Genomic DNA, 11731 nt, shown 5'->3' with positions numbered 1-11731 from the left:
GTCCCGACGACCCCGAACGGAGCACCATGGCCGCTCCCGCCGTCCTGCTCGACCGCCTCGGCAAGCGCTTCGGCACGACCGAGGCCGTCACCGACCTCTCGCTGACCGTGCCCGCGGGCGAGGTCTTCGGCTTCCTCGGGCCCAACGGCGCGGGCAAGTCGACGACCATCCGCGTGCTGCTGGGGCTGCTGCGACCCACCACCGGCTCCGCGGAGGTGTTCGGCGACCCGGCCGCCGACGTCGAGCGGGCGCACCGCCACCTCGCGTACGTGCCTGCCGACGTCGCCCTCTGGCCCGGGATGACCGGCCGGGAGTGCCTGGACCTGCTCGCCGGCGTGGGCCCCGGCACCGACCCGGCCCACCGCGACGAGCTCGTCGAGCGCTTCGCGCTGGACACCGGCAAGCGGGCACGCGCCTACTCCACGGGCAACCGGCAGAAGGTCGCCCTCGTCGCCGCCTTCGCCACCCGGGCGCCGCTGCTGGTGCTCGACGAGCCGACCAGCGGTCTGGACCCGCTCATGGAGCGGGAGTTCCGCCGGTGCATCGCCGAGGCGGCCGGCCGCGGGCAGACGGTGTTCCTCAGCTCGCACCAGCTGGCCGAGGTCGAGGCCGTGTGCACGCGGGTCGGGATCCTGCGCGCCGGGCGGCTGGTCGAGGTCGCCGGGCTCGCGGAGCTGCGCCGGCTGCGCCGCTCGGAGGTCGTCGTCGAGCTGGCCCGCCCGGCGCCCGGGCTGGCCGACCTCGCCGGGCTGCCCGGCGTCGCCGACGTCCGGTGGACGTCGCCGCTGCAGCTCACCCTGGCGCTGACCGGCCCGCCCGGTCCGGTCCTGCGGGCGCTGGGGGAGGCCGACGTCGTGCGCCTCGACGTGCGCGAGCCCACGCTCGAGAAGATCTTCCTCGGCTACTACGGCCGGGCCGCGGCGTGACCACCCGGACCCCGCCGCGCACCGCGCCGTCCACCGGGCGGCCGGCGCCCGGGCGGGCCGGCGCCGCCGTCACCGTCGGGCTGGTGCGGCAGCTGCGCCGCGGCACGGTCGTCGTCGCCGTGGTCTGCGGCGGGCTCGCCGGCTTCGTCGCGCAGGAGTACGAGCGCACCTTCAGCGGCGCGATCGGCGCCGACTCGCTGGCCGCGCTGGCGGAGAACCCGGCCATCCGCACGCTGTTCGGCCCCCCGGTGGCCCTGGACGACCCGGGCGGGTTCACGGTCTGGCGCACCGGCACGGTGCTCGCCGTCCTGGTCGGCGTCTGGGCCGCGCTCGCCGCCACCCGCGTCACCCGCGGCGAGGAGGACGCCGGGCGGGCCGAGCTGCTGCTCGCCGGGCGCGTCCGCCTGGGCGCCCTGGTGCGCCGCGCGCTGGCCGTCGTCCTGGGGGCGGGAGCGCTCGTGGGTGCGGCCGTGACCCTCGGCGTGCTGCTCGCCGGCACCGCGGCCACCGGCGCCGTCCTCTTCGGGGCGCTGGTCGGCGGCACGGCGATGGCCGGCGGCGCCCTAGGCGTCCTCGCCGCCCAGCTGCTGCCCGAGCGCCGCAGCGCCTCCGGGCTCGCCGTCGCGGTCCTCCTGGCCGGCCTGCTCGCCCGCATGGTCGGCGACGGCGTGCCGGCACTGGCCTGGCTGCAGTGGCTGAGCCCCTTCGGGCTGGCCGGGCGGGTGGCGCCCTACGCCGGGGACCGGGTGGCGCCGCTGCTCGTGCTCGCCGCGCAGGTCGCCGTCGTGTCCGTGGCGGCCCTGGCCCTCGCCGGGTCCCGGGACCTCGGCACCGGACGCTGGCAGGGCCGCGACCACCCCCGGGCGCCGAGCCGGCTGCTCAGGTCCCTGCCCGGTCTGGCCGTGCACCGCACCCGCCGGCCGACGGCGACCTGGTCGGCCGGCGTGGCCGCCTACTTCCTGCTCATCGGGCTGCTGGCCACGGCGATGCTGGACTTCCTGCGGGACAACCCCGCCTTCGCGCAGCTGGCCGCCGCGGCCGGGTTCGCGCGGCTGGCCTCCGTGCAGGGCTACGCCGCGTCGCTGTTCTCGCTGCTGGCCGTGCCGGTGGGCGCGTATGCGGCCGGGCGGGTGGCGGCCGTCGCGGCCGACGAGGCGGCGTCCCGGCTCACGCTGCTGTACTCGCGGCCGGTGTCCCGGGTGCGCTGGGCGAGCTGGGAGGCCGCGGTGGTCGCCGCCGGCAGCGTGCTGGTGGCCGCCGTCGCGGGCGCGGCCACGTGGGCGGGTGCGACCTGGGTCGGCGCCGGCCTCGGCCTCGGGGAGGCGCTGCGCGGCGCGCTGTCCGTCGTCCCCGTCGCCCTGCTGTGCCTGGGCGCGGCGCTGCTCGCGCTGGGGTGGGTGCCCTCGGCCGTCCTCGCCGTGGGGGTCCTGCCGGCCGCGGGCGGCTACCTGCTCCTGGTGCTCGCCGACAGCTTCGGCTGGCCGGCCTGGGTCCGGGAGGTCTCGCCGTTCGCCCACCTGGCGGCCGTCCCCGCCGAGCCGGCCGACGTCGCCGGGACCGTCGGGATGCTGGTCGTCGCCGGCGTCCTCGCTGTGGTCGGGATCGCCGGGTACGCCCGCCGGGACCTCCTCGGCTAGGGGAATCAGCGGAGCTGCCACCCTGTTGTGCGGAGGAACGCAGGCCCCGCCGGGGCCGCTGGTCGAGACCTGAGGAGCAAGCGTGTCCCTGCCACCCCTGGTGGAGCCCGCCGCGGACCTGTCGATCGACGAGGTCCGCCGCTACAGCCGCCACCTGATCATCCCGGACGTCGGGATGGACGGGCAGAAGCGGCTCAAGAACGCCAAGGTGCTCGCCGTCGGCGCCGGCGGCCTCGGCTCCCCGGTGCTCATGTACCTGGCCGCGGCCGGCGTGGGCACGCTGGGCATCGTCGAGTTCGACGTCGTCGACGAGTCCAACCTGCAGCGGCAGATCATCCACGGGCAGTCCGACGTCGGCCGGTCGAAGGCCGAGAGCGCGCGTGACTCGATCGAGGAGATCAACCCGCTGGTCGACGTCCGGCTGCACGAGACGCGGCTCGACAGCGACAACGTGCTGGAGATCTTCGGCGAGTACGACCTGATCGTCGACGGCACCGACAACTTCGCCACGCGCTACCTGGTCAACGACGCGTGCGTGCTGCTGGGCAAGCCCTACGTCTGGGGGTCGATCTACCGCTTCGACGGCCAGGTCTCGGTCTTCTGGAACGAGCACGGGCCCAACTACCGCGACCTCTACCCGGTGCCCCCGCCGCCCGGCATGGTGCCCTCCTGCGCCGAGGGCGGCGTGCTCGGCGTCCTGTGCGCGACCGTCGGCGCCATCCAGGCCACCGAGGCGGTCAAGCTGATCACCGGCATCGGCGAGACGCTGCTCGGCCGGCTCATGGTCTACGACGCCCTGGAGATGACCTTCCGCACGATCAAGGTGCGCAAGGACCCCGAGGGCGAGCCGATCACCGGGCTCATCGACTACGAGGCCTTCTGCGGCGTGGTCTCGGTCGAGGCCCAGGAGGCGGCCGCGGGCTCGACGATCACCGTCGACGAGCTCAAGGACATGATGGACGCGGGCAAGGACTTCGAGCTGATCGACGTCCGCGAGCCCAACGAGTACGAGATCGTCTCGATCCCCGGCGCGACGCTGATCCCCAAGGACGAGATCCTCTCCGGACGGGCGCTGTCGCAGCTGCCGCAGGACAGGCCGATCGTGCTGCACTGCAAGACCGGCGTGCGGTCGGCCGAGGTGCTCGCGGCGGTGAAGAACGCCGGCTTCCGCGACGCCGTGCACGTCCAGGGCGGCGTGACGGCGTGGGCCACGCGCATCGACAAGACGCTGCCCACCTACTAGGAGGACCCCCCCACGCCACTCGCAGGCTCGTGGCGCGGGCCTCTGAAGGGTGGCCGTCCCACCACGTCACCACGGCCGTTCCAGCACCTCGCCGAGGGCCCGGCACCTGCACTGCGGGTGCCGGGCCCCCGGCGTCTGTGTTGACTGGCCGGGTGACCGCACCTGCCGATGCCACCGAGCTGCTCGAGCTGTTCCAGCGGGCCCAGGCCGCCTTCACCGACCGCGTCGACGCCGTCGAGCCGGGGCAGTGGGACCTCGAGGCGCTGCCCGGCTGGACGGTCGCCGACCTGGTCGCCCACCTCGTCGGCGAGGCGCACTGGGTGCCCGGCCTGCTCGCCGGCGAGCCCGTCGACGACGTCGCCACCCGGGTGCCGCACGGCACCTCCGCGCTGCTGGGGGAGGACCCGCTGACCGCGTGGGAGTCCGTCGCCGACGAGGCGCTGGCCGCGGTCGCCGCGGCCGGTGACCTCACCGGCACGGTGCACCTCTCCCGCGGTCCGACGCCGGCGCACGAGTACGTCGAGGAGCTGACCGCCGACCTCACCGTGCACTCGTGGGACCTCGCCCGTGCCACCGGGGGTGACGAGCAGCTCGACCCCGCGCTGGTGCACGCCGCGGAGGGGCTGGCCGACCGGTTGCCCACCGACGGCGTCCCCGGCCTGTTCGACCCGCCGGTCGAGGTCCCCGACGGTGCGTCGCCGCAGGCCCGGCTGCTGGCCCGCTTCGGCCGCCGGGCATGACCCGTGGACGCCGCTGACGTCGACGAGGCGGTCTACGACTGCGTCGAGCGGATCCCGCCGGGCCGGGTGAGCACGTACGGCGCGATCGGCCGGCTGGTCGGCGTCGGCCCACGGCGGGTGGCCCGCGCGCTCTCCGCCGGCGGGGGAGCGGTGCCCTGGTACCGGGTGCTGCGCGCCGACGGGACCTGCGCCGAGCCGGTGCGGGTCCGGCAGCTGGAGCTGCTGGCCGCCGAGGGTGTGCCGGTGCGCGGCGGTCGGGTCGACCTGGCGGCGGTGGGCTGGCCGTGACGGACGTCGACCTCCGCGCGCTGGGGCCCTCCGACGCCCTGCTGCGCGTCGCCACGTGGCTCGACGTCGACTCGGGCGGCGAGCGGATCACGCTGTCGCAGGTGGACGCCGACCCGCTGCTGGCCGCGTGCTGCCGGTTCCGGCCGGACGGCGGCGACCTCGGCCCACCACCCCGGCACGATGCTGCTGCCGCTGGAGGACCCTGAGTGGCCCCACGGGGGACTGTCGGCGAGACGTGGTGTCATCGAGGGGTGGCTCTGCGGGGGGACGAGGCAGCGCCGGTGTACCGGCTCGTGCAGCCGGCGCCGGCGCCGGTGCGACTGCCCCGGCTCGACCCCACGCAGCAGGCCGTCGTCGACCACGCGGGCGGGCCGCTGCTGGTGCTGGCCGGGCCCGGCACGGGCAAGACGACCACGATCGTCGAGGCGGTCGCCGCGCGGATCGACCGCGGCGTCGACCCCGAGCAGGTCCTCGTCCTGACCTTCAGCCGCAGGGCCGCCGCCGAGCTGCGCACCCGCATCACCGCCCGGGTGGCGCGCACCATCCGCGAGCCGCTGGCCCGCACCTTCCACTCCTACGCCTACGGCGTGCTGCGCCGGGCGGCGCTGCTGCGCGGGGAGGCCCCGCCCCGCCTGCTCACCGCCGCCGAGCAGGACGCCGTCGTCGCCGAGCTGCTGCGCGGTGACCTCGCCGGCGAGGGCGCGGTGCGCTGGCCGGCGTCGCTGCTGCCCGCGCTGGCCACCGCCGGGTTCCGCGGCGAGCTGCGCGACCTGCTGCTGCGGGCCACCGAGCGGGGGGTCGGCCCCGACCTCCTGGCCGACTGGGGCCGGGAGACCGGCACCGAGGCGTGGCAGCACGTGGCCGCGTTCCAGGAGCAGTACGAGGCGGTCACCGCCTTCTCCACGGCCGGCGGCGGCGACGCCTCCGGGTACGACCCCGCCGAGCTGGTGCGCGCCGCGATCGCCGAGCTGGAGGACGACCCCGAGCTGCTGCGCCAGGAGCGCGAGCGGGCCCGCTGGCTGTTCGTCGACGAGTACCAGGACACCGACCCCGCGCAGGTCGAGCTGCTCGAGCTGCTGGCCGGGGGCGGCGGCGACCTCGTCGTCGTCGGCGACCCCGACCAGGCGATCTACGCCTTCCGCGGTGCCGAGCCGCGGGGCATCGTCGAGTTCCCCGACCGGTTCCGCACGGTCGACGGCCGGCCCGCCGGCCGGCTGTCGCTGGGCGTGTGCCGCCGGTCGGGACCGGGGCTGCTCGCGGTCAGCCGCCGGGTCGCCGAGGCGCTGCCCGGACCGTGGGAGCACCGCCGGCTGCAGGCCGTCCCGGGCGCCGAGGAGGGCGCCGCGGAGGTGCACGTGTTCGCCTCGGCCAGCGTCGAGGCCGCCTACGTCGCCGACGTCCTGCGCCGCGCGCACCTCGTCGACGGCCTCCCGTGGTCGGAGATGGCCGTGGTGGTGCGCACCGCGCTGGCGATCGGCCCGCTGCGCCGCGCCCTGGGCTCGGCCGGGGTCCCCGTCGAGGTCTCCGCCGACGACCTCCCGCTGGCCGCCCAGCCGGCCGTCGCGCCCCTGCTGGCCGCGCTCACCGCGCTGCTGCCGCGACCGGGCACCGAGCCCGGCGCGCTGGTGCTCGACGAGCCCGGCGCCGAGGCGCTGCTGGCCTCGCCGCTGGGCGGGGCCACCGTGCTCGACCTGCGCCGGTTGCGCCGCGCGGTGCGGATCGCCCAGGCCCAGCGGGGGGTCGACGCCGACGAGCGGGGCGCGCCGCTGGCCACCGCGCTGGCCGACGACGCCCTGCTCGAGGAGCTGCCCGAGCCGGTGTCGCGCCCGGCGCGCCGGGTCGCCGCGGTGCTGGCCGCCGGCCGGGTGGCGCTGGCGCGCGACGGCTCGGCCGAGGACGTGCTGTGGGCCATGTGGCAGCGCAGCGGCCTGGCCGGGCGCTGGGCCCGCACGAGCGCCGCCGGCGGGGCGTCGGGCGCCGTGGCCGACCGCGACCTCGACGCCGTCGTCGCGCTGTTCGACGCCGCCGCCGGCTTCGTCGACCGGCTGCCCTCGGCCACCGTGGGCGCCTTCGTCGAGCACCTCTCGGCGCAGGAGCTGCACGGGCTGACCGGCGCCGTCCGGGACGGCCTGCCCGACGCGGTCCGGCTGCTCACCGCGCACGCGGCCAAGGGCCTGGAGTGGGACCTCGTCTGCGTCGCCGGCGTGCAGGAGGGCATCTGGCCCGACCTGCGCGACCGCGGCACGCTGCTGGGCACCGAGCTGCTCGTCGAGCGGGTCGCCGGCATCGACGGTGCGTCGGTCGACCGGCGGACGCAGGTGCTGGCCGAGGAGCGGCGGCTGTTCTACGTCGCGGCCACCCGGGCCCGCCGCCGGCTCGTCGTCACCGCCGTCGAGGGCGCGCTCGACGGCCCGGACGCCGGGGCCACGGCCTCCCGCTTCCTCGACCTGGTCGTCCCCCCGCCGGAGGAGGGGCGGCCGCTCACCCCGCTGCCGCGCTCGCTGCGGCTGCCGGCGCTGGTCGCCGACCTGCGCCGGGCGGTCAGCGACCCGCAGACCGACCCGGCTCGCCGCTCGGCGGCCGCCGCGGTGCTGCGCCGGCTGGCCGACGAGGGCGTCCCTGGCGCCTCCCCGGCCGACTGGTGGGGTCTCGCGCCGCTGTCGGACGACGCGCCGCTGGTGCCCGGGGACGACCCGGTGCGGGTGCGCCCGTCGGCGATCGAGACCTTCCAGCGCTGCCCCCTGAAGTGGGTGCTGGGCGCGGTCGGCGCCGAGGCCTCGCCGGACGCCACCCGCACCGTCGGCACCGCGGTGCACGCGGTCGCCCAGCAGGTGGCCGAGGGCCTCCCGCCGGCGCAGGCCCCGGCCGCGCTGGCCACCGAGCTCGACGCCCTCGACCTCGGGCCCGGCTGGGCCGACCAGCGGCAGCGCGTCGCCGCCCGCGACATGCTCGACCGCTTCCTGCGCTGGCACGCCGGCAACCGCCGCGACCTCGTGGCCGCCGAGGCCGACTTCGACGTCACGGTGGGCCGCGCGCGCATCCGCGGGCAGGTCGACCGGCTGGAGCGCGACGACGCGGGACGGCTGGTCGTCGTCGACCTCAAGACCGGCCGCAGCGCCGCCAAGGACATCGACACCCACGGGCAGCTGGCCGCCTACCAGGTGGCCGTGGCCGCCGGCGCGTTCGGCGAGCACGGCAGCGCGCCCGGCGGTGCGGCGCTGCTGCAGGTCGGCTCCGGTGCGAAGGCCAAGGAGCAGGCGCAGGATCCGCTGCCGGCGGAGGTGCCCGTGGGCCGGACCTGGGCCGGGGAGCTCGTCGCCGAGGTGGGCGAGGGCATGGGGGCGGCCACGTTCGCGGTGCGCACCGGCAGCCACTGCGCACGCTGCCCGGCGCGGCGCAGCTGCCCGCTGCACGAGCGCGGCCGGCAGGTCACGTCGTGAGTCGGCGGGTGACCACCGCCGACGACCAGCTCTCCTTCGACGACGACCTGTTCGGGTCCGCGCCCGAGCCGGTCCGCCCGCGCCGGCTGCTCACCCCCGCCGAGGTCGCGACACGGTGCGGGCTGTCCTACGCGCCCTCGCCGGAACAGGCGACGGTGGTGTCCGCGCCGGCCGACCGGCCGCTGGTGGTCGTCGCCGGGGCCGGGTCGGGCAAGACCGAGACGATGGCCGCGCGCGTGTGCTGGCTGGTGGCCAACGAGCTGGTCGCGCCCGACGCGGTCCTCGGGCTGACCTTCACGCGCAAGGCCGCCAGCGAGCTCAACGAGCGCATCCGGATCCGGCTGGGCGCGCTGGCCCGGCACCGGGAGACCGACCCCGCGCTGCAGGAGCGGCTGGCCGTGGCCGCGCCGACGGTGTCGACCTACCACGGCTACGCCGCCTCGCTGGTGTCCGAGCACGGCCTGCGGATCGGCGTGGAGCCCGGCGCCGGCGTGCTGGGCCCGGCCATGTGCTGGGGACAGGCGGCGGCCGTGGTGAACGGCTGGACCGGCGACATGGACGAGGTCCCGCTCACCCCGCTGACCACCGTCGAGGACGTCCTCGCGCTGGCCGGCGAGCTCGGCGAGCACGACGTCAGCCCGGCCCGGCTGCGCGAGTGGACCGCGCAGCTGCAGGCGCGGATCGCCGGCTACCCCGACGCGCCCCGCAAGCGCGGTCCCTACGCCCCGGTGCTCGAGATGCTGGCCCGCCAGCGCGCCCGGGTGGCCCTGCTGCCGCTGGTGGAGGCGTTCGAGGCGCGCAAGCGGGCCGCCGGGGCCATCGACCACTCCGACCAGGTGGCGCTGGCCGCGCGGATCGCGGTGAGCGCGCCCGAGGTGGGCCGCCGCGAGCGGGCCCGCTGGACGGTGGTGCTGCTCGACGAGTACCAGGACACCAGCGTGGGCCAGCTGCGGATGCTCGAGGCGCTGTTCGGCCGGTCGAGCGGGCACGCGGTGCTCGCCGTCGGCGACCCGCGACAGTCGATCTACGGCTGGCGCGGCGCCTCGGCCGGCACGATCGAGCGCTTCGGCCGCACCTTCCCCGGCGCCCGCGGGAGGGAGGCGGAGCGGCTGACCCTGGCCACGAGCTGGCGCAACGACGGCGCCGTCCTCGCCGTCGCCAACGCCGTCGCCGGGCTGCTGCCCGCCCCCGACGTGCCCCTGCCCGACCTGACCCCGGCGCCGACGGCGGGACGGGGCCTGGTCACCGCCGGGCTCTACGCGACGGTGGCCGAGGAGACCGAGGCGCTGGCCGACCGGCTGGCCGCCTGCTGGCGCGGGGAGGACCCGGCGCTGCCGCCGCGCCCCGACGGCCGCCCGCCGACCACCGCGGTGCTGGTGCGCACCCGCCGCCAGCTGCCGGGGATCGCCGCGGCCCTGCGCGCCCGCGGGCTGCCGGTCACCGTCGTCGGCCTGGGCGGGCTGCTCGAGGTGCCCGAGGTCTCCGACGTCGTCGCGACGCTGACCGTGCTGGTCGACCCCACCGCCGGCGACGCCATGGGGCGGCTGCTCACCGGCGCCCGCTGGCGGATCGGCCCGCGCGACCTCGCCGCTCTCGAGGCCCGGGCGCGGGCGCTGGTGCGCGCGCGGCGCCCTGCCCGTGAGGACGACGCCGAGGACGGCGCCCGGACCACGGGGGAGCGCGGCAGCCTCGTCGAGGCGCTCGACGACCTCGGCGACCCGTCGGCCTACTCGGCCGTCGCGTACCGCCGGCTGCGGCGGCTGGGCGGGGAGCTGGCGCACCTGCGCGGCCGGCTCGGTGACCCGCTGCCCGACCTGGTCGACGAGGTGGCCCGCGCCCTGGGGCTGGAGACCGAGCTGGGCAGCGCACCGGGCGTGAGTCCCGGCGCGGCGCGGGCGCACCTCGACGCCCTGCACGGCGTGGCCGCCGAGTTCACCGAGCTGGCCGAGCTGCCCTCGCTGCCGGCGTTCCTCGGCTACCTGCGCGACGCCGAGGAGCGCGAGCGCGGCCTCGAGCCCGGCGAGGTGGCGGTCGACCCGGAGTCGATCCAGCTGCTCACCGGCCACTCGGCGAAGGGCCTGGAGTGGGACGTCGTCGCGGTGCCGGGCCTGACCGCCGACCAGTTCCCGGCCCGCACCGACACCAGCGACTCGTGGGTCAGGGACCCCGGCGCGGTGCCGGTCGACCTGCGCACCACCGACCGTGCCGAGCTGCCGCAGCTGCGCCTGCCGGTGCCCGGCTCCGGCGACCAGGCCGCCGTGCGGGCCGCGCTCGAGGACTACGTGCAGGAGTGGAAGGACTTCGGCACGTCGGAGGAGATCCGGCTCGGCTACGTCGCGGTCACCCGCGCCAAGCACCTGCTGGTCTGCTCGGGCAGCTGGTGGCGCGACGGGGTGAGGCCGTGCGGGCCCTCGGTGCTGCTCGACACCGTCCGCCGGTCCTGCACCGCGGGCGCCGGGGTCGTCGTCGCGTGGGCCGAGCGGCCGGAGGAGGGCGCGACCAACCCGGCGCTGGAGGAGTGGCCGGTGGGCGTCTGGCCGGCCGACCCGCTCTCCCCGCTCCGCCGCCGCGCGCTCACCGCGGCCGCCGAGCTGGTCGCCGGGGCCGCGCCGCACCCGCTGGACGCCGGCGCTCCCCTCGGCACCGCCGACCCGGTGGTCGAGGACTGGGTGCGCGACGCCGACCTGCTGCTGCGCGAGCGGCGCCGCGCCGCCCGCCCGACCGTCGACGTGCCGCTGCCCGGCCACCTGTCGGTCTCCGAGCTCGTCGCGCTGCGCCGTGACCCGGCGGGGCTGGCCCGCCGGCTGCGCCGGCCGATGCCCACCGCGCCCGCGCCGCTGGCCCGCCGCGGCACCGCCTTCCACGCCTGGCTGGAGGAGCGCTTCGGCGCCTCCCGGCTGCTCGACCTCGACGAGCTGCCGGGCTCCGGTGACGCCGACGCCCTGCCCGACAGCGCGCTGACCGACCTGCAGGAGGCGTTCCTCGCCGGCGAGTGGGCCGACCGGCAGCCGGTCGAGGTCGAGGTGCCGTTCGAGACGCCGCTGGGCCCGCTGACCCTGCGCGGGCGCATCGACGCGGTCTTCGGCGACGGCGCCGGCGGTTACGAGGTCATCGACTGGAAGACCGGCCCGCCGCCCTCGGGCGGGGAGCTGGCCGCTGCGGCGGTGCAGCTGGCCGCCTACCGGCTGGGCTGGTCGCGGCTGGCCGGCGTCCCGGTCGAGCGGGTCAGCGCCGGGTTCCACCACGTCGCCACGAGTGTCACCGTGCGCCCGGTCGACCTGCTCGACGAGGCCGGGCTGCTCGCCCTGGTCACCGGCGAGGCCGCCGGGGAGCACCTCCCCGAGCCCCCGGACGACGACCTGCCCCCGCCGCCGGAGGACGACCCGCCCGGGGACGAGCTGCCCGAGGACGTGCTCGTCGCGTACCCGGAACCCGGTTGACGCGGCCACCAGCCTGA

At 77.6% G+C, this 11731-nt stretch carries 8 protein-coding genes; all 8 read left to right on the top strand.

Annotated elements, in window-relative coordinates; all coding sequences use genetic code 11:
• The first annotated feature begins 26 nt into the window (after nucleotides 1–26).
• The 8 genes from JOD57_RS07885 (at nucleotide 27) to JOD57_RS07850 (ending at nucleotide 11714) form a co-directional block, all read left to right on the top strand.
• On the top strand, nucleotides 27–926 hold the full coding sequence (locus JOD57_RS07885) for an ABC transporter ATP-binding protein (protein WP_204691368.1): 900 nt from the start codon (nucleotides 27–29) through the stop codon (nucleotides 924–926).
• Complete coding sequence (locus tag JOD57_RS07880; RefSeq protein WP_204691367.1) at nucleotides 923–2563, top strand: efflux permease Rv1217c-related protein; 1641 nt, start codon at nucleotides 923–925, stop codon at nucleotides 2561–2563. Before JOD57_RS07885 ends, JOD57_RS07880 begins: the two co-directional genes overlap by 4 nt.
• Before the next feature lie 82 nt (nucleotides 2564–2645).
• On the top strand, nucleotides 2646–3806 hold the full coding sequence (gene moeZ, locus JOD57_RS07875) for an adenylyltransferase/sulfurtransferase MoeZ (RefSeq protein WP_204691366.1): 1161 nt from the start codon (nucleotides 2646–2648) through the stop codon (nucleotides 3804–3806).
• A 152-nt stretch (nucleotides 3807–3958) separates the two neighbouring features.
• Complete coding sequence (locus JOD57_RS07870) at nucleotides 3959–4546, top strand: TIGR03086 family metal-binding protein (RefSeq protein ID WP_204691365.1); 588 nt, start codon at nucleotides 3959–3961, stop codon at nucleotides 4544–4546.
• Between the two features lie 3 nt (nucleotides 4547–4549).
• The gene (locus tag JOD57_RS07865) at nucleotides 4550–4834 is read left to right on the top strand and encodes an MGMT family protein (protein WP_204691364.1); all 285 of its coding nucleotides are present in this window, start codon (nucleotides 4550–4552) and stop codon (nucleotides 4832–4834) included.
• Entirely contained in the window at nucleotides 4831–5040 is a 210-nt protein-coding gene (locus tag JOD57_RS07860; RefSeq protein WP_204691363.1) for a hypothetical protein, read from the top strand. Before JOD57_RS07865 ends, JOD57_RS07860 begins: the two co-directional genes overlap by 4 nt.
• Before the next feature lie 45 nt (nucleotides 5041–5085).
• Complete coding sequence (locus JOD57_RS07855) at nucleotides 5086–8274, top strand: ATP-dependent helicase (RefSeq protein ID WP_204691362.1); 3189 nt, start codon at nucleotides 5086–5088, stop codon at nucleotides 8272–8274.
• Nucleotides 8271–11714: an ATP-dependent helicase gene (locus JOD57_RS07850; RefSeq protein ID WP_204691361.1), complete on the top strand. Its 3444-nt coding sequence runs from the start codon at nucleotides 8271–8273 to the stop codon at nucleotides 11712–11714. The genes JOD57_RS07855 and JOD57_RS07850 overlap by 4 nt, the downstream gene beginning before the upstream one ends.
• The last annotated feature ends 17 nt before the right edge of the window (nucleotides 11715–11731 follow it).

Source organism: Geodermatophilus bullaregiensis (genome assembly GCF_016907675.1).
Classification (GTDB): domain Bacteria; phylum Actinomycetota; class Actinomycetes; order Mycobacteriales; family Geodermatophilaceae; genus Geodermatophilus; species Geodermatophilus bullaregiensis.
Note: the sequence above shows the minus strand (reverse complement) of the source record. Positions and strands in the feature narration are given on the sequence as shown.

Bases quoted from the DNA above. Each gene is read 5' to 3' on its own strand.
- JOD57_RS07885 (WP_204691368.1), top strand. From the start codon at position 27: ATGGCCGCTCCCGCCGTCCTGCTCGACCGCCTCGGCAAGCGCTTCGGC.